The organism is Effusibacillus consociatus (assembly GCF_042652925.1).
GTDB classification, from domain to species: domain Bacteria; phylum Bacillota; class Bacilli; order Tumebacillales; family Effusibacillaceae; genus Effusibacillus; species Effusibacillus consociatus.
On record NZ_JBHSHC010000149.1, the window covers coordinates 1 to 19,481 of the forward strand.

Annotated in this window: 17 protein-coding genes and 1 pseudogene; all 18 read right to left on the minus strand. The window is 43.7% G+C overall.

The window, feature by feature from the left end; all coding sequences use genetic code 11:
- Positions 1–29: 29 nt before the first annotated feature.
- Entirely contained in the window at positions 30–488 is a 459-nt protein-coding gene (locus ACFO8Q_RS21285) for a sensor histidine kinase (protein WP_380028894.1), read from the minus strand.
- A 200-nt stretch (positions 489–688) separates the two neighbouring features.
- The gene (locus ACFO8Q_RS21290; RefSeq protein ID WP_380028896.1) at positions 689–2,032 is read right to left on the minus strand and encodes a TrkH family potassium uptake protein; all 1,344 of its coding nucleotides are present in this window, start codon (positions 2,030–2,032) and stop codon (positions 689–691) included.
- Positions 2,032–2,820 carry a C39 family peptidase gene (locus ACFO8Q_RS21295; protein WP_380028899.1) on the minus strand — a complete coding sequence of 263 codons (789 nt, stop codon included), beginning with the start codon at positions 2,818–2,820 and terminating at the stop codon, positions 2,032–2,034. The genes ACFO8Q_RS21290 and ACFO8Q_RS21295 overlap by 1 nt, the downstream gene beginning before the upstream one ends.
- A 195-nt stretch (positions 2,821–3,015) precedes the next feature.
- Complete coding sequence (locus ACFO8Q_RS21300; protein WP_380028901.1) at positions 3,016–3,576, minus strand: redoxin domain-containing protein; 561 nt, start codon at positions 3,574–3,576, stop codon at positions 3,016–3,018.
- A 66-nt stretch (positions 3,577–3,642) separates the two neighbouring features.
- Positions 3,643–4,365 (minus strand): cytochrome c biogenesis CcdA family protein, encoded by a 723-nt coding sequence (locus ACFO8Q_RS21305; RefSeq protein WP_380028903.1) that lies wholly within the window; start codon positions 4,363–4,365, stop codon positions 3,643–3,645.
- Positions 4,366–4,486: 121 nt separating this feature from the next.
- Positions 4,487–4,939 (minus strand): signal peptidase II, encoded by a 453-nt coding sequence (lspA, locus tag ACFO8Q_RS21310; protein WP_380028905.1) that lies wholly within the window; start codon positions 4,937–4,939, stop codon positions 4,487–4,489.
- A 35-nt stretch (positions 4,940–4,974) separates the two neighbouring features.
- Positions 4,975–7,083 carry a heavy metal translocating P-type ATPase gene (locus ACFO8Q_RS21315; protein ID WP_380028908.1) on the minus strand — a complete coding sequence of 703 codons (2,109 nt, stop codon included), beginning with the start codon at positions 7,081–7,083 and terminating at the stop codon, positions 4,975–4,977.
- Positions 7,076–7,480, minus strand: coding sequence for an ArsR/SmtB family transcription factor (locus ACFO8Q_RS21320; protein ID WP_380028910.1), 405 nt, complete (start codon positions 7,478–7,480; stop codon positions 7,076–7,078). Before ACFO8Q_RS21320 ends, ACFO8Q_RS21315 begins: the two co-directional genes overlap by 8 nt.
- A 1,559-nt stretch (positions 7,481–9,039) precedes the next feature.
- Positions 9,040–10,185 carry a putative lipid II flippase FtsW gene (gene ftsW / locus ACFO8Q_RS21325; protein ID WP_380028912.1) on the minus strand — a complete coding sequence of 382 codons (1,146 nt, stop codon included), beginning with the start codon at positions 10,183–10,185 and terminating at the stop codon, positions 9,040–9,042.
- A 152-nt stretch (positions 10,186–10,337) separates the two neighbouring features.
- Positions 10,338–12,149, minus strand: a complete 1,812-nt coding sequence (gene ftsH, locus ACFO8Q_RS21330; RefSeq protein WP_380028915.1) for an ATP-dependent zinc metalloprotease FtsH — start codon at positions 12,147–12,149, stop codon at positions 10,338–10,340.
- Between the two features lie 194 nt (positions 12,150–12,343).
- Complete coding sequence (locus ACFO8Q_RS21335) at positions 12,344–13,339, minus strand: cation diffusion facilitator family transporter (RefSeq protein WP_380028917.1); 996 nt, start codon at positions 13,337–13,339, stop codon at positions 12,344–12,346.
- 260 nt (positions 13,340–13,599) lie between these two features.
- Positions 13,600–14,574 carry a stage II sporulation protein D gene (spoIID, locus tag ACFO8Q_RS21340; protein WP_380028920.1) on the minus strand — a complete coding sequence of 325 codons (975 nt, stop codon included), beginning with the start codon at positions 14,572–14,574 and terminating at the stop codon, positions 13,600–13,602.
- Positions 14,575–14,645: 71 nt separating this feature from the next.
- Positions 14,646–14,816, minus strand: coding sequence for a hypothetical protein (locus ACFO8Q_RS21345; RefSeq protein WP_380028922.1), 171 nt, complete (start codon positions 14,814–14,816; stop codon positions 14,646–14,648).
- A 168-nt stretch (positions 14,817–14,984) separates the two neighbouring features.
- Complete coding sequence (locus ACFO8Q_RS21350; protein WP_380028924.1) at positions 14,985–15,611, minus strand: phosphatase PAP2 family protein; 627 nt, start codon at positions 15,609–15,611, stop codon at positions 14,985–14,987.
- A complete protein-coding gene (locus ACFO8Q_RS21355; RefSeq protein ID WP_380028927.1) occupies positions 15,577–16,488 on the minus strand; it encodes a peptidylprolyl isomerase in 912 nt (303 codons plus the stop codon). The genes ACFO8Q_RS21350 and ACFO8Q_RS21355 overlap by 35 nt, the downstream gene beginning before the upstream one ends.
- A 20-nt stretch (positions 16,489–16,508) precedes the next feature.
- Entirely contained in the window at positions 16,509–17,684 is a 1,176-nt protein-coding gene (locus ACFO8Q_RS21360; RefSeq protein ID WP_380028929.1) for a S1C family serine protease, read from the minus strand.
- A gap of 133 nt (positions 17,685–17,817) precedes the next feature.
- Positions 17,818–17,976 (minus strand): hypothetical protein, encoded by a 159-nt coding sequence (locus ACFO8Q_RS21365; RefSeq protein ID WP_380028931.1) that lies wholly within the window; start codon positions 17,974–17,976, stop codon positions 17,818–17,820.
- 419 nt (positions 17,977–18,395) lie between these two features.
- Positions 18,396–19,450, minus strand: a pseudogene (locus tag ACFO8Q_RS21370) (flavin-containing monooxygenase).
- Between the last annotated feature and the right edge of the window lie 31 nt (positions 19,451–19,481).

Genomic DNA, 19,481 nt, shown 5'->3' on the forward strand with positions numbered 1-19,481 from the left:
GAGGATTATCGGTCAGGGTGGGGGAAGTTTCAATGAGCGGTGTGGCGTATTTTTAGGTTACCGTATACAGGCAATCTGACTGGTTGCATAAAAAGTTGCATTAATGCTTCCCTGAGACAAGCCAAAATCTCTACTTTTTCCCTTAGAGAAAGTTGTTTTTCGTCTGTCTTCCATTGCAGGAACACAGATAGACCTGTCTCTTTTTCAAAGTCGTGTATGAAATCTTGCACGTTTTGTGTCCACGGTAAGGAATTGGGAGATGGGGGATAGCGCAGATTCGAGATCGCTTGCCGTACATCATCATGTACGCGGTGAATTGTTTCCCGTATTCCTTGAAGATTTTCATTGAGACTTGAGGGGTTGTCCTCTTCGAGTTTCATGATTTTAACAGTTAACAGAAATAGAGACTGTGCAATACCATCGTGCAGTTCGCGAGCAATCCGTTCCCTTTCCTCAAATAGCGCTTTCTTAGCTCGTTCGCTATTCAATTCTTGGGATAGTACCAGCGTAGCTGGTAACCACCCGCAAACACATGGAATTATATGTAAATATGCAATGTGTTCCCTCTATCAATACACTGACCCGGAAGAATTGTACCCTAAGTAGTCCAGTACAAATAAAATAACCGGTTCCTGTACGTTACGTTAGGAACCGATATTGGTTTTTGAATATCAAAAAGTCGAAATTCCTAACCTACAAAAAGCTTCTCTTCTGGATATTTGAGAAGCTGCGGGCCTTGTCCGCGCTTGATCAAAGCAAGAACGAGTGTCACCGGCCCCAAACGTCCCGCAAACATCATGAACATGATGATGATTTTACCTGCTGGAGTCAATTCGGGCGTCAAGTTTGTTGACAATCCGACAGTACCAAACGCGGATGTAGCTTCAAACAGTAACCGGATGAAACTTTGTTTTTCTGTCAGCGTCAAGCAAAAAGTAACGCCAACCACCAACATGGCGGAAATCACCGTGACGGTAAACGCTTTGTAAATGGTTTTCGGATCGATTCGCCTTCGAAAGGTAATCGTACTGTCCTTGCCCGTAACTACACTCAACACATACAGTAAAACAACAATGGTGGTAACGGTTTTAATTCCCCCGCCTGTACCTCCCGGCGAAGCTCCTACAAACATCAGTAAGATCGTCCAAAGTTTTGTCGTGTCGGTGATGGAGCCGTAATCGATGGTGGCGAATCCCGCTGTTCTCGCCGTTGTCGAAGCAAACATAGAAGCAAGTATCTTTCCGTCCCAATCCAACGCTCCCAAAGTCTTCGGATTATTCATCTCCAAGAGGAAGTACCCGATCGCCCCAACAACCAACAAACCCGTAGTCATCGACAGTACTAGTTTGGTATGCAGCGCCAGCCGCTCCGGCTTCGGCGCTTTCCAGAGATCCACAAGGACGGTGAAACCAAGTCCACCTAGTATGATTAACATCATCACCGCGATGTTCACCGTCGGATCATCCACGAAATCGGTCAGGCTTTTGAAATTGCCGAACAAGTCGAATCCCGCGTCGTTAAACGAAGAAATGGAATGAAAAATTCCATAGTATACCGCTTTGCCCATCGGCATTATGTAAGAAAATCGAATTGCCAAAATCGCAGCGAAGAACATTTCGATCCCCAATGTGATCAAAACGATGTTCCGCGTTAGCCGTATGACGCCTTGCAGGGAGTTTACGTTCAGCGCTTCCTGCATCACCAGCCTTTCTTTCAGACCGATTTTTTTACCGGCGATGATCATGATAAACGTGGTGACGGTCATAATTCCGAGTCCACCGATTTGGATCAACAATAGGAGGACGAGTTGCCCGAACAGATTAAACTGTGTCAAAGTGTCGACCACTACGAGACCTGTCACGCATACAGCTGAAGTGGCGGTAAAAAGAGCATCTAAAAAATTGAGTCTTGATCCGTTGTTAGAAGTGATCGGCAGGCTCAGTAAAATTCCCCCAAGGAAAATCAAGGCAGAGAATCCAACCGCAAGTATACGAGCGGGGGTTAGAACTTTTTCGAAAAGTGAGCGTTTCATCAGAATATCCCTCTCTTTGTGTTCCGAGAATCTCCTGTTTTTTGGGGAACAACAGAAACAGCGTGACTCCCCATTTGAGTCCAACGTTTTTCAAAAAGATCGCGAGGATAACTCACAGTTGCTCCAGTTTGTGGATCGTTTACCATCACTTCAGTTTGTGAATAACCAACTACAAGCATGGTATGTTGTGGACTCAACCACTTAATTTGCTTTCCGTTTGAGTCCTCCCAAGTGTCGGATACGGTTGGTTCTTTCAGATGTCGGGTGATCCATACCATTACTGGTGCCCCCGACTCAACCGTGGACAGAATCTTTTCGAATGATGTTCCCGTCAAATTCAACGCTCTTCCGGGTAGATATTGATTAAGAATTGTAATCACGGGTTTGTCAAAAACCCCGTATCCACTCTCGGAGAACGGATCACCCAAAAAACCGGCATCCGGGTTTCCTCCGATGTACTTCCCATTTCGATAATCTGGAATCGGTTCTTTCGGAATATCTTTTGCAATATCTTCTTTATTAACACGGATGCCTGCCCAATTTAATATCATGGTAATTGTAGTTGCTTCGCATCCGGCGGGCAATTCCGGATATTGTGGAATAGCTGGTACACCTTCGATTTTCTTTTGACCCTGTTTCGTGTGGGTTTCATACCGTTGAAAGCTCTTACTGGGATTGGTATCATCCTCGAATTTGTTGGATTCGTTGTTGGTAAAAAGAAAGACCAGAATCAAGCTTAACAAAGAGGTAATGAGTGTGATTGAAGCAGACAATATTTTTAAGTTCAAAGTTCTCACCCTTAAACGGTAGTACCAGCAGCCTGCGCACCACCCACAAACTCATGGTAGATGTTTCAAAATTGAGGGGTACGTTAGCAAAAAATGTCACAAAAAGGGGGCTCCGTTTTCATTCAGGTTACTTTTTATGCTGTTTGAGTATGGACGGCACTATTGGATTCGGGTAACCCCAAATCGTTCAAACCCCTATTGCTGCGATAACAAGGTTTGAATTTGGTTTTCAATATACCCCGCACTCATCGGACCAGTATATACATGTTGAATAACACCTTTTCGATCAATAAAGAATGACGTAGGGATTGGACCGATTTTATATTTGTTTAAGGTTACGTCCCGATCCGCGTCCAATACAGTCGGGAAGGTTATGCCCAACCGGTCCATGAATCCTTTTGCGGTTACCTTGCTTTCTCCGATATTGACTCCAAGCACCACAACACCCTTATCCTTGTAAGCCTGATAAACCTGTTCAAGATCGGGCATTTCCTTTTTACACGGATCACACCAAGATCCCCAGAAATTCAACAAAATCACTTTTCCCCTCAGATCGGTTAGTGAGAGCTGATTTCCCACTAGGTCGGGTAAACTGAAATCGGGAGCAGCTTGTCCCACTTGCGGCCCCATTTTATCCGACTTGTTGAAGTTGATGAGTGCAAATATAATCCATGACTGCCAGTAGCAAAATAAAAACAGTAACTGCCCGACTGGCTTTGCTTGATACCATTTTCCTCCCCCAATTCTTTGTATCATGCTAACGGCAACGTTTCACCAGATAACGATTCCATAAACAAAAAATCTGTTGGAAGTGTGAATACCTTAAAATCCGGTAAAGCCGCCATACAGCTTTATGAGATAAACCGTAATTACTGTCATGGTATTTGTTAAAAGCAAAAAGCCCATGATAATTAGCAAAATTCCACCGATCCGGCTGATAAGAGTCGAATACTTAAGTATCCATCGGACAGAACCGATGCTATAAGCCAAGATTAAAAAAGGAATGGCAAAACCAAGAGAATAGGCCCCCATTAATCGGACTCCATTTAAAGGATCCGTTGCGGCAATTGTCAGCACTGAGGCCAAGATCGGACCGATACAGGGTGTCCAACCAGCTGAGAAACTGATTCCAACCAACAGAGATCCCAGGTATCCCGCTGGTTTATTACGCAAGTTCCATTTTTTCTCTTTCATTAACGCTTCCCATCGGATGATTCCCGCCAGGAAGCATCCCATGACAATAATAAGGATACCTCCTATTTGGCGAATCAGATCCTTGTATTGTGTAAAGATCCTTCCAATGGCTCCTGCCCCAAACCCCAGTGCGACAAAGATGATTGAAAATCCAAGTACAAAGAATAGAGAATGGGACAGAACGGTTTTACGCATTTGGAACTTATCTCGTGTCCCCTGTAACTTTTCATAAGAAATACCTGTTAAGTAGGATAAATAAGATGGGTATAGCGGCAAACAGCAAGGGGAAAGAAAGGACAAAACTCCTGCCACAAACGCTATTCCCATATTCGGATTGCTTGCATCAAACAATAGGCTTCACCTCTCTCCGAATAAACCACTTGAATTTCATAACATAAGCCTGTTGGTATCTGTGCCAACAGGCTTACTTTTGAAAAGCCTTCATTGTTTAAAGGCACTCTGACATAAACTATTACTTCGGATGTGGCTCCGCATTTCTCTCAAGTCTGAATGAATCTAGTAGAAGGAGTGCCACAGCTGTAACGATCGCTACATCCGCCGTGTTAAAAATAGGGTAGTTAATGATTCGCACATCCAGAAAATCTAAAACCTGACCGTATAGCAGGCGATCAATCAAATTACCAAGAGCTCCCCCCATTAGAATGGGCAAGGCGATTTTAGACAACTTGCTTTCAATGCGTCGGGAATAATATATAATCCCGACAATCACTGCGATCGCCATCACTATAAGGAACCATCTCTGACCTTGCAGGATCCCCCATGCGGCCCCTGCATTTCGATGGGATGTCAGTCGAAGGAAGTCACCAAATATCGGAATTGATTCTCCGATTTCCATGCGTGTTTTAACCAAATATTTCATCAGTTGGTCGAAAGCCGCCACTAGGGCGGCCCCGAAGTAAAGCATACGTTCACCTCATTGGACGAAGGATAGAATCCTAATTATTTTGACCTTAACAACCGGAGGCCGTTCAAGGTTACCAGGATAGTGGCCCCCATGTCCGCCAGAATTGCCAACCATAGCGTTAGCCAGCCTGGGAATACGAGAAGGACGGCTATTAACTTTGTGATTAAAGCGAAGGAAATGTTTTGCTTGATAATGCGAACAGCCCCACGCCCAAGTCTAATGGTAAACGGAAGCTTGGATAGATCGTCTGCCATTAATGCGATATCAGCAGTTTCTAATGCAGTATCGGTACCCGCCCCGCCCATGGCAATCCCAACAGTAGCAGTTGCAAGTGCCGGAGCGTCGTTTACCCCATCCCCGATCATCGCGACTTTTTTGTATGTTTCACGCAGTTGTTTGATCTTATCGAGCTTGTCTTGTGGCAGCAATTCACCATGGTATTCATCAACACCTACTTGCTTGGCAATTGCTGCAGCTGTTTTATTATTGTCCCCTGTAAGCATGATTGTTTTTTCAATGCCGGATTTCTTCAGTTCATGAACCGCTTGTATACTTTGTTCTCGGACCTGGTCCGCAACAGCAATCAATCCAAGAAATTCTCGGTTCGTTCCCAGTATCATGACGGTTTTGCCTTGTTCTTGCAGAGACGAGATCTTGTCTTTAATTGTGGAAATGTCGCCGTGAATCTCTTCGAAAAGACGAGGGTTTCCAATGTAATAGGTTTCCCCCTCGATTTTTCCGGAAGCACCTTTCCCGGTAATGGCCGAGAATTCTTCTGCCACCTGCAGGGACAGTTTCTCCTCCTCTGCTTTTTTCACAATAGCCTGCGCGAGCGGATGCTCCGACAACTTCTCAAGTCGTGCAGCAATCTCCAATATATGCGTATAGCTCATTTCTCCAAGCGGTTCGATATCCGTAACAGCCGGTTCACCTTTGGTTAGCGTTCCGGTTTTGTCGAACGCGATCACTTTTAGGTTACCTGCTTCCTCGAGGAAGACACCGCCTTTGATCAACACGCCCTTCTTGGCTGCCGAACCAATTGCCGAAACGATCGCCACCGGAGTGGACACGACAAGCGCGCAAGGACATGCGACAACCAGAAGTGCGAGCGCTTCATAAATCCAACGGTTCCAATCCCCGCCAAACAATACCGGAGGAACGATTGCAACCACAACCGCTAATGCCATCACGACCGGCGTATAGTATTTCGCAAACTTATCGACGAACGCTTGGGAAGGGGCCCGTTCGTTTTGCGCTTCTTCTACCAAGTGAATGATCTTCGCGATCGTGGTATCTTCGACCAGTTTGGTTACGCGAACCCGCATTGCTCCTTGCTGGTTGAGTGTTCCAGCGTACACGGTATCCCCAATCGTTTTTTCAACCGGCATTGACTCCCCTGTGATGGCCGCTTCATTAATGGACGACGTACCGTCGATAATCTCGCCGTCGATCGCGATTTTTTCTCCCGGTTTTACGAGGATAACGTCACCGACCACAAGCTCATCCACGGGGGTTTTGAATTCCTGTCCGTTTCGAATCACAATCGCTTCTTTTGGCGCGATATCCATCAAGGAACGAATGGATTGACGGGCTTTTTCCATCGAATAGGATTCAAGCATTTCACTAATGGCGAAAAGAAACGCCACGACCGCCGCTTCTTTCCATTCTCCGATGAACAAAGCACCCGTAATCGCAACGGTCATAAGTACGTTCATTTCAAAGTTCAATCGGAAAAGGTTTCGGATCCCTTTAATTGCGACCGAATACCCACCCGCAACCATCGAAATCAACAGGAAAGATTTGCCCGAAAGGGTTTCCGCCCCCATGATATAACCGATTATCAAGGCAATGAGAGACAATCCCGTTGTAATCGCCTTACGGTTTGATTCCCAGAAAGACTTTTTAACCGTGGATTCGGGAGCGCCAACCGGATGGATAGTCACGTCTTCAATCTTTTTGATTTCCTTTTGCAATTCGTCGTCAGGTATGGCCCCTACAATTGTCAGTTTCGCTGCTGCGAAGTTTAATTTTGCTTCTTTTATACCAGGCAACGCCTGGATATGCCGCTCTACCTTAGCGGCACAATCCGCTCAGGTAAGACCGGTTAATCGATACTGTTTCTGCACTGCTGCCGCGTCAGCCACGGTCGTTCACCCCTTTTGAAATGGTCAATGCTTCTTGAATCAGATGACGGACATGCGGACTTTGGAGGCTGTAAAAAGTCATTTTCCCTTCCCTGCGATATTTCGCCAATCCCATGTTTCGTAACAAACGTAGATGATGGGAAGCAGTGGCATTGGAAGAACCTATGATGGTTGCTACATCACAAACACAAAGTTCATCCTCTTGGCTCAAGGCATAGATCACCTTCAGCCTTGTTTCGTCGGAAAGCACTTTAAACAAGGGTGCTAAACCCACTACTCGATCCACGACTTGTTGTTGTCGTTGTACCTTTTCTGGATCGTAAACAAATACCCCACAAGTATCCTCTCCGCTTGACTGGGATAGATTTATTTGTACCTCATTTTTAGTATTCGTCATGGAGTCACCTCCTTATTCAAATGTTCAAATACTCATTTGCACGTTGTCATTATATGGCTATATAATAAAACTGTCAAATGATTGTTTGAATAACTTTTTCTCTAATATTGCCTAACCGGCAGTTGAATATACCGGCATGTAGGGTAGAGTGAAATTTTTGAAGCCGCATGAAAGGGTCATTTGAAATCGAATCGTCAAATGATATGAAAGCTTGGGGAGATAGTTGTAGAGGAATCCAGTAGTGAAAGGAGTATTATCGTGAACTGTAAATTTCATACACAAGTAGAAGCCGTTGAAGAATGTTGTCTCTGTGATACAAATGTTTGCACCGAATGCATCACCCATGTAAAAGAAAATGTTCTTTGTCCTGAGTGTATAGCAGCCATTTCGTTAGCGAAAGAATTTTCGAATCGAAATCAGATACCTCAGGAAAGAAAGAGTAAGTTATTGACCTTCCTTTTATCGTTCTTACCTGGGCTAGGGCACTTCTACCTGGGGCTAAATCGACAGGGAATTGAGCTAATGTCCTTGTTTTTCGGTTTCACATGGTTGATTTCGGTGATACATGGTTTCCCGTTTATTTTCTTGATCCCGATTCTCTTTTTTTATGGGATATTTGACGCTCTCCAGAAATGCGATCGGATTACACACGGAGAAATCATTGATCGTAACGAAACCATTTTTCTTAGAAACAAAGGAAATTCGTTTCCGGAAAGAAAGTGGATCAGATGGGGGCTCGTAGGCTTGGGTGTACTCATAATCTTGCAACAAACAGTAAGAATCCGGTATCACGATTCATGGGAAAATGAGTTTGTCAGTTTGCTTTTGATTGGTGTTGGCATATGGATACTTCAAAAAGCGAGAAAAAGGTAAACACCTTTCAGAAATAAAAGTTCCGAAAAATTTTTTGTAAATTGAACTTCACCATTTTTTGGTTCTATATGACTTGAAATAGTAGCCTAAGATAAACTGATTTCAATAGAAATGTTCCGATTCTCACCATTTTAGGAACACGGAATGAGAGCTCTGCTTCATAAAGTAAATAAGGGATAAGCCATCGTTAGCCTGTATCCCCTTATTTATACTCATATTCACTACCACTTCATATCAGATTCGCTTGTCTCATGGGAAAATTCTTCCTTTAAACGTACATGGCTACAAGCTACACTGGTACTACCCCTATTCCGAAGAATCACATAGATGTTACAAAACTGGGTACCGCCAACATGATACTGACATTTAACACAGGACTGAAGAAGGAACCCAAAAGTATCGGATATCATGCTTCCTGCTACACGCCCAATAGTGCTCCACAGCATCTCCTGATTAATCCCCATTCCGTGCCCAATCGCGATAATCGGATAACTCTCCTCAAAGTCCTGTTTTCAAGGTGGAAAGATAAGACTTTTGCCTTCTCATTAGAATGGATGATGTGATTTTAGATTAGTACCTTATCCTCATTTTATTTAACCCTGAATACTTCTGATAGGCGCGTAAACTCCGACCATTCCCCTAAACGTTCAGATTATTTTAAAAAAGTCACATCAAAATCCACACTATTATATGTTAGTTGTCATATGACGGGTTTGTATTGTAAGTGGTCGGGATGGATTCTCAACCGTGTAACGGGACACATTGAGCAAAACTCCCATTGAAATTAATTTGATCAATAATGAGCTTCCTCCATAAGAGATAAACGGTAACGGGATCCCAATTACAGGCATGATCCCGGTGACCATACCGATATTCACAATTACTGAGAAACCGATCATCGTAGTAATTCCGCAGGCTAACAGTGATCCAAACCGGTCTGGAATTCTTGCTGCGATAATGGTGCCCCGCCAAACGAGGATTGCAAATAAAGCAATTACCGTCACCGCGCCGATAATTCCCCACTCTTCTGTTAGAATCGCGAAGATAAAATCAGTATGTGGTTCTGGTAGATAGAGAAATTTCTCTATGCTTTGTCCCAACCCTCTACCGGTCCACCCGCCTGATGAGATTGCATAGAGCGAATTGATAAGCTGATAAGATTGATCATCCTGATATTTCCATGGATTCAGAAACGCCAGCATTCGTTCCATTCGGTAACTTTCCAAGACTATGAAGACAATTGATAAAATCACAGCACCAATTAGAAGTTTGGTCAAATGTCGGAAGGGAATCCCGGACGAGAACATCACGCCATATGCACTTACCACAAGTAGAACGGCAGTTCCCATATCAGGTTCAATCAGAACAAGACTACCACAAATACTTGCAATGACTACCGAAGGCAGAACCCCTTTTTTAAAGTCATCTAGAATGTCCTGCTTCTTGGTCAAGAGATACGATAGGTAGACAATGACCGCAAAAATAGCCAGTTCTGAAGGTTGTATCGACAAAGGACCTAAATCGATCCACCGACGCGCACCATTAACCGGGGTAAAAAAGAACACCAAGGGTAACATTGCAAATGATCCTAAGAGAAGCGGTTTTGCAAGTCGTTTCCAAAACCAAAACGGAATGTTCATAGATGCAAACATGACGACGAGACCGAGGCCACTCCAGATGCACTGTCTTTTGAAGAAAAACGAGGGAGAGTTTCCTAAGTTTTGGTACGACCAGATGATGCTTGCACTATACACATTGATCAATCCTATACTTACGAGTATAAGAGTCACAATGAGAATTATAAAGTCAGGACGATGCCGGTCAAGTCTCATAAGAGTCCTCCTTGCAAACGGTACGACAGCGTTAATAAAATTCGACAATGGGTCTAAACGAATGATTTTGTAAAGATTGAGTTTTGAGCGGATACTTTCAATACGAGGATTTCTCTTCGAGTTTAACCAGGAACAAACCAATTTTCTACCCTTTATTTGTCCTGATTTCCCTGTTTCATTAATGTATCAATATGAGCCTTATCAAGCGTTTCTTTCTCAAGCAAAGTTTGCGCTAGTAGTTCCAGTTTGTCGCGGTGCTCAATTAGAACTTTTTCCGTGCGTTTATAACAAAAATCGATCATTTCACGCATCTCTTTGTCAATTTCATATGCGATCGCATCACTGTAATTCTGTTCAGAAGCAATATCCCGTCCCAGGAATACTTGACCCTGTCGATGACCGAACTGCAACGGACCTAGTTTCTCACTCATTCCAAATTCGGTGATCATACGGCGAATTATGCCAGTTGCACGTTCCAAGTCGTTATGAGCACCGGTTGAAATCTCGCCTAATACCAATTGTTCTGCTACCCGTCCGCCAAGAAGACCACAAACTTTATCCAACATTTCGTCTTTGGTTGCAAACCACCGGTCTTCTTTCGGCAACATCACCGTATATCCCCCGGCCATTCCACGCGGGATGATGGTAACCTTGTGCACCTCATCAGCTCCCTTGAGGAAGTACCCAACCACAGCATGACCCGCTTCATGGTACGCAACCAATCGACGTTCCTTCTCCGATACCACCCGGGATTTCTTCTCAGGTCCAGCAATGACTCGGTCGATTGCTTCATCTATTTCGGACATTTCAATCTGTTTCTTATTTCGCCTTGCAGCCAACAGAGCTGCTTCATTCAAAAGATTTTCAAGATCTGCGCCGGTAAAACCAGGCGTCATTTTCGCAATCCCATCCAGTTTAACGCCTTCAGCCAACGGCTTGTTTCTGGAATGTACTTTCAAAATCTCTTGTCGCCCTTTCACATCAGGACGGTCAACCGTGATTTGACGGTCAAATCGTCCTGGACGTAACAGAGCCGGGTCAAGAATATCCGGACGGTTTGTAGCAGCGATAATAATAATTCCTTCGTTCGCGCCAAATCCATCCATCTCAACGAGTAACTGGTTCAACGTTTGTTCTCGCTCATCGTGACCTCCGCCAAGACCAGCCCCTCGATGACGGCCCACAGCGTCTATTTCATCAATAAAGATAATACAGGGAGCGTTTTTCTTTGCTCGCTCAAACAAGTCGCGTACACGGGATGCACCCACCCCGACGAACATCTCCACAAAATCGGAACCTGATATTGAGAAAAATGGTGCACCCGCTTCCCCGGCAACCGCTCTTGCAAGCAATGTCTTGCCTGTACCCGGAGGCCCCGCAAGCAAAACCCCTTTTGGAATCCGCGCTCCCAAAGCCCCGAATTTCTGAGGATCCTTTAAGAATTCGACCACTTCCACAAGCTCATTCTTCTCTTCATCCGCCCCCGCAACATCATTGAACGTAATCTTTTTCTTTTCCGTAGTATATAACTTTGCTCGGCTCTTCCCAAAGTTCATTACTTTGAAGCCGCCGCCTTGACCCCGATTCAATAAGAAAAAGAACAGGAAGAACATTATGAAAAACGGTAAAATCCCAGCAAGTAACCTTACCCACACTGATTCACGAGGAGGTTCGGAAATCTTAACTTCTGCCTTTGTCTTCAGCAGCTCCAGTGAAACCACTTCGCTGAGAATTGCACGTGAAGTAACCTTACGGTTGTCGTTCATCGTGGCATTTAATCTCAGCATGAGACCATCAGGTGTGACTTCCAGGGACTTAACATTTCCCGTCTTCAATTCTTGCATAAACTGGTTGAACGGAAGTTCGCTGGCTTCCTGGTTTCGACCGGTTATAGAGCTTACAATTCCTACAACAATAAGGAAAATCATTATATAAAACCCGAAAGTCCGAAAAAATCTATTCATTCCTTACTTTCCTCCGTTAAATATGCGCCATAACATTTAATAGCCTTTGTTGTTGTACTATTTCTCTGCGAGATCCCAACATAATATAAGCAGGGTTCCAGTTTTTGCACACTTCTCCCATTCACTCAACTTCCAACTGGAAGAACATTAAAGAGCATTCACCGTGATGAGGTTTCCATCATAGTGACCTTTTATTACGGACTATCGCCACGTGTACACCCTTCCCATTCCGGATGAAGGTTCTCAGTCTCAATTTGAATTGTCGTGTGACCAAGTCCAAATTTTTCTTTTAAAAGGGACTCCAATTCACGAAGAATTATATTGCTGTTTCTTTCTTCACTAATGACGACATGCCCGCTCATACTGATAAATCCAGAAGAGACAGTCCATACATGCAAATCATGCACCTGTTTCACACCAATAACCCCTAGCATTGCCTTTTTAAGTTTTCTGATGTCCATATTACGTGGAGTTCCTTCCAAAAGTACATGCACTGTCTCATTGAGAAGACGCCAAGAGCTTAACAACACCAAAATTCCAATGACAACACTTATGATCGGGTCAGCATAGTACCATCCTGTATACATCATAATTAAACCTGCGACGATCGCCCCGATAGAACCAAGAGCATCCCCCAGCACATGAAGGAATGCTCCGCGAACATTCAGGTTATGTTGATGTTCACCACCTCGCGATAAGACCCAGGCGCTAAATAAATTTGCAACCAACCCGATAGTTGCGACGATAATCATAAATCCACTTTCGACTTCCGGCGGATTTTTAAATCGTTCATAAGCCTCCACAAATATATAAAGAGACACAAGTACCAATGTAGCTCCATTAATGAGGGCCGCAAGGACTTCTGCTCGATAAAATCCAAATGTTCGCCTTAAAGTTGCAGGTTTCGCAGCGAACCATATTGCTAACAAACTCAAACCCAATGCGGCTGCATCACTGAACATATGAGCCGCATCCGAAAGAAGTGCCAAGCTGTTTGTCAGGAGTCCTCCAATTACTTCAGCGATCAGAAACCCACCTGTAACCACTAAAGCAATGGAAAGTGATTTTTTATTGCCACCCGCGTGGTGGTGATGGTGATGACCGAATCCAGAATGATGATCATGATCATCATGATCATGTTGATGTTCATCTGGATTGTCGCCATCTGTAAGACAACGTTTTTCTGTCAACGAAAATCCCCCTCCAGTAGCTATTTGCATGTCCATGATTAAGTACCATCATATTTTTCCGGAAGCAAATGTCGGATCAGAGCATCATGAAATTTTAACTATTCTGGGAGTCCTGTTCCAAGTCGTTTCAAGAATAAGATCATACATTCCAAAGCTAAATATGTACTATTGCCTAATTTTCTACTTCCCCTCCAAAAATATGGGTCGAATTTGATACATTAATCGCCTCGGGATTTCCAGAGGCGATTAATGTATTGGTTTTACCGTTTCTCTTTTTCATAATTCACGATTGTTGCTCCTTTGTAAAAGTAGGTCAAAATGTCAAACGCTTTCTTTCCTTCCTTCGCCATACCTTCTGCTCCGTACTGACTCATTCCGACTCCATGGCCAAAGCCCCGTGTGGTAAAGGTAATGGAATTTCCTTCGATCGACCAAGAAAAGTCTGTTGAGTTCAGGCCGAGAACTTTGCGAAACTCCGCACCGCTCATAACTTTGTCGCCTACCCTGATCTTTTTTACCCGATTGGTTGATGATGTCTCCAGCACTTGGATTATCTGTCCTTGGTCCGCATATGAGACTGCAGTAGTAAGGTTAAACAGTTTAAATAAATCCTTTAGGGAAATTGTTTTTGTGTTGATCGAACGGGGTGCTTGTTTATCCCATGGACTCGGAACGGATGACAGATAAGGAACCTCTTTTCCCCAATAATCCAGTGAGTTTTCTGTTAATCCGTTCGAAGTCGAAAAGAAAAGCGCTTCGATCGCCTTTCCTTGGTAAACGAGGATTTGCCCCTTTGTCTCCTTCACCGCCTGAACAATCTTCTTCATATTTTGTTCATATGAAGCTCCCCAGATTTGTTTCAACTTTTCATTCGAACTGTACGCCTGAAATTCCCGGAAATCATCGGTAACATGTCCACCTTCAGGAGTTAACAGATTGTTTTCGACTCGCCGTATCACATTAGTACGTGCAACAATGGCTTGTGCTTTCAACGCTTCCATTTCAAAGGTGACCGGCATCTCGGAAGCAGCCACTCCTTTTACATACTCCTCAAGCGGAATCTCAATGGTTTTTTTGCTTTCTTTTAAATAGACCTTCACTTTCATAACATCTGCTGAATCGTCTAGTATTTGTACGGAAAGATCTTTCTTAGGAAAAAGTCCGACGATTCCTGCCGGAAGTAAAACGATCAGGACGAATGTGATTCCCAGTAAGGTTGCGATAGGTTTATACACAGGCGTCCCCCGTTTCAACCAGTTTGGTACACCATCTTTGGAACAACTACAAGGGCTAATGAACCAGCAACTCAGTCGTCTTTACCGGTTTGGTTATCAGGATCGTCTTTCTTTTTGTCAAATTTCCGTTCAATGAATTTCCCAATGGCTTTATATGCCGCGCTCGGTAAGCATCCTGCACCCACAACAAGGAATGTTAAACTTAGCATAAACCATTCGGCTGCGGTCATTTTGAGTGACAAAATCAATCCCCCCCTTTCATCAGATCTGCGGTTCTATTTCCTGTTCGCAATAAACGAGGAAAACCAATAAATAAAGAACATGATACCCAAAAATCCGAGCAGACCTACAACAAACATAGTTGTGTTCATCTAATATGCCTCCTGTAAGTAGATGGGCTGATCTTCTACTTATTTGTCAATTGCTTGTCCATTGGTTTTAACTGGTGCAGAAAATCCTTTCGTATTGAATAACCATAAAACCAATTTAACGGAAAGGAAGCCTATCAGGATTCCCCCAAGCACATCCGTTGGGTAGTGATGTCCGACATAAATTCGTGAAACGCCAATAATTGAAGCCAAAATCAAAAGAAGACTACTCAACTTTTGATTAAACTTCCAGACGGCGAACGCAATGGCAAACGTTGCAGTGGTATGGTCACTTGGGAACGAAGAGTCTTGCGTATGTTGCAATAAAAGATTCACATGATGTTCGACAAATGGTCTCCCTCGATAGAACAACACCCCAATGAGAAAATCCATGCCAAGTCCCGTAAGCATTGCGGCAAAACCGAGAATTCCTGTTAGAAACTCTTTCATCTTCCAACGAAGAAGCAAGACTGCAAGAACAGCTACAGAAATGAAAGGACCATACAAGGTGAGCCCTTTCATCAACTCATCCAAAAGTGAAAATTTGCCCGCCAGTCCGTTTATTGTTTGAAATAACTCGTAATCCATTATTTCTGCTGCTGCTACAATTTCGAAATAAATAGGCATGTTTACATTACTGCCCAGGGATAGAAAATGGCTGATCTGCAAGAATGTCCTTATATTTGTCTTCCTTTATCTGCACATTTACTTCTTTGCGTAACTCGGACAACAACTGATCCTCAGGTTTCGCCTTTTGTTGTTTCAAGATCGATTCGATTTTAGAGCGAGCTTCCTCAAATGTAGGTGTCTTAGCTTCTTTCCGCTCCTGCACTTGAATAATGTGGTAGCCATATGGGGTTTTGACAGGCTCTGATATTTCTCCTACTTTTAGTGTAAATGCCACTTTCTCAAACTCAGGGACCATTTGTCCCTGCTCAAAAAACCCAAGATCTCCACCCTTTTCCCCGGAGCTCTTATCCTTTGATTTTTCCTTGGCCAACTTGGCAAAGTCCTCGCCCTTCTTGATCTGTTCAAGAATTGCTTTTGCTTCGTCTTCCTTTTCAACCAGAATATGACGTGCTTTTACTTGTTCTTTTTCGCTGAGATTGGACTTATTCTGGTCATAATATTTTTTGATTTCTTCCTCACTGAGCTTTACGTCTTTTGTGGCGAGTTTATCTAGAAGCAGTTTTGTTCTTATCCGATCTTTGAGATCCGCTTCCGAAACACCGTTTTTAGCAAGGGTATCCTTAAATTGTTGTTCTGACGGAAATTGCTTTTTGTACTGACTTAATTCCTCGTCAATTTCCTTGTCAGAAACCGACAATTGATATTTTATAGCAGCCTCATGAATAACCTTTTCGTCAACCAAACTCTTAAGAATTTGCTTACCGCCGGCACTCTCTAATTGTTTTACCAACTCTGCCCGAGTGATGCTTTCTTTCCCTACACTGGCCAATGCTTGGGCAGAATTGAAGTACCAGATTCCCCCTACCAATGCCGCTCCTACTACAACTCCCGTAACTCCATACCAGATTTGTTTCATGGCGAATCCCTCCACTTTGTTTATTGCGGTAATTCCTGTAAGGTAACCTTTACAGTCTTCTCTTCTGATTGCCGATAAAAAGTGACTTGTACCGTATCACCGGGTTTCTTACTGAACAAATACTGTCGTAGGTCCACAAACGTTTTGATTTCCTTATTATCGATTTGTACAATCACATCTCCCTTCCGAATCCCTGCTTTCTCTGCCGGACCCGATGCATTATTGACCACCACTCCGTGTTCTACCGGAATCCCACCTCGATAATTTTCCGGAATGTCTTCCACTTCGCCGCTAATCGTTACTCCCAACGCAGGACGAATGACTTTTCCGTAACTGATCAACTGATCAATAATGGGTTTCGCTTCATCAATTGGAATCGCAAAACCTAAGCCTTCGACCCCTGAGGAAGCAATTTTGGCCGAATTGATGCCGATAAGCTCCCCTGCAATATTGATTAAGGCACCCCCGGAGTTTCCGGGATTAATTGCCGCATCGGTTTGCAAAACCGTTTGCTCGTAGACAACATTTCCGGCTTTATCACGGATCGGGAGAGAGCGCTTCTTAGCAGAGATGACGCCAACGGTTACAGTCTGGTCGAATTCTCCCAACGGATTGCCAATTGCTATGGCGGGTTCGCCAATTTGCAACGCCTCAGATTTTCCCAGGGCCACGGGTTGAATATCTTTGGTTTTAGAAGCTGGGACTTGAAGTACGGCTAAGTCTGTATAGGGATCGGTTCCTAAAACTTTCGCCTTAACACTTTCGTTATTAAGCACCACCTCGACTTCTGTTGCTCCATCCACTACATGGTTGTTAGTAACAATACGTCCTTGACTATCGATCAAAACGCCCGACCCTTTACCGGCCTCACGCTCACCTTTTGGAGAAAACAGCCCACTGCCTGTTCGTATATTTACAACGGTTACGACTGCTGGCTTCACTTTATTTACTGCTTGTACAATATCACTGTTGACGTTAATTGTTACGCTTTGGCGGGAACTTTCAACATTTCCACCTGCGTTCGCTTCTACAGCCGATAAATTAAGAAGATTTGTTTTCAAAAGAGTCGGCACCATTAGCAGGGTGGTTCCTGATCCAACCAAAGCCGCAATGAGAACCGTTGCAATCCAATTTCTAGAAGAGCTTCGATTCGGATTCGTATTGAACTCATTAGAGACATCCCAAGAGAATCTCATTCTCAGTCCCCCCTTACGAAATTTAAAATCTTAAGAGTAACACTCATTCCCCGTCGATCTCCCCCATTCTAAAATAAAGAAAAAATGTGTAGTTTTAATGAAGAAGCAAGGTTTGCCCTGTATTTAACAGCCGTTACTTCTTTCTCCCCGAAAAATAATCCACTAAATACTGTCCCTCTTCCGGCACGTGTTGAAGCAAGTCGTCTTCTTCGAACATGAAACGAGACATAAACGTTTTAATCAGCGGATCCAAGAACCGAATTTTTCCACCAATTTTAATGAGAGCTGTCATCCATGTATCCCCATATTGTTTAAAATGGAATTCACAAATTACTCCCAGAAGTGAGTAAGGAAACCCGCACCGATATCTTAGTGATCGATTTTCCACTATCTTTTCGAGACGATAGGAACAACCAAATAGAAAGGAACCAAGATATTCTTCGGTATACCAAGTGGATCCTACTTGACCCGTCTTACCTCTAACACAACGAAACTTTATGTGACTTGGATGCCATGCTAAATATTGTTTCTCATCCATTTCGAGAAACCATTCAATGATTCGGTCTGGAGTGGCTGGGATCAGAACTGAATCCTCAAATACGATCATGTCTTTCTCCCCTCTCCATGTCTAATTCCAACCTATCAGCTGATCATACATGTCTCTTGTCTCCGGAGAAAGAAAGAATTTCAGACAACTCGAGATACATCCTTCTATCTCCCTTCGTTTCCCTTTGTAACGATTTGTTCGGTTAAGTATTGTGCATCCAAACCGACACCTCCCAGCAGAGCCGAACCTCTTCGGTATTGCCACGGCAATCCAATGAAAAAGACTCCTGGAATTGGGCTCACTCCTCTTGTATGGATCGGCATTCCTTTTTCATCAAGCAATCCTAGAATGTCGATCCAAGTATAGTCAGGACGAAATCCGGTTGCCCAAACGACGTTATTAACTCGAGAGCTCGTTCCGTCAATAAATTTGATTTCGTGTCCGTTTGCCGAATACGCCCTAGGCTTCAATTGAACCTTTCCTTGTTTTAAAAGAGACTTCAATTCAAGTCCAAAAATGGGATCGCTCTGTTTGCTTAGCCATGAGCCTGTTTTTGATTGAACAGTGGTTTTCAAAATTCCTAACTTATCGAACCACCCAAATATGCTTCTTTTTCCTATTTCAAGTGGCAAGAACTTCATGGGATGACCAATGGACAAAATAACGTTTCGATCTTTTGACAGCTCAACTGCAATTTGTGCACCGGAATTCCCCGCACCCACAATCAACACCGAACCTTCCGAAAGTTGCGAAGGGTTGCGATAGGATGAAGAACCTGAAACACATCGTTTGAAAGATCACTTGCCCAAGATGGAACAAACGGTTTTTGAAATGGTCCTGTTGCAATCACCACTTTTTTGGAAAAATATGTTCCCTGGTTCGTTCGTGCCCGAAATCCCTCCGGAATTTTTTCCAACTTTTTGACACAGGTACGAAGATGTATAGGTAACGAGAACTCATCTGCATAGTTCTCTAAATAATGGGCAACTTCATCTTTAGTAGGATACCCTTCCGGGTCTCCTGGAACAGGCATCCCCGGTAAAGCACTGTATGCTCTTGGAGTAAATAAAACCAATGAATCATATCGATGCCGCCATACATGTCCGATTCTCTCGTGTGCATCCACCAGTACAAAAGGCAAATCATGTTGCTTCAGATAATACCCCATCGCGAGTCCCGCTTGTCCCGCACCAATTACAAGAACATCGATTATGTGCATTCGTATACACTCCATTAAATAAATCAGAGGC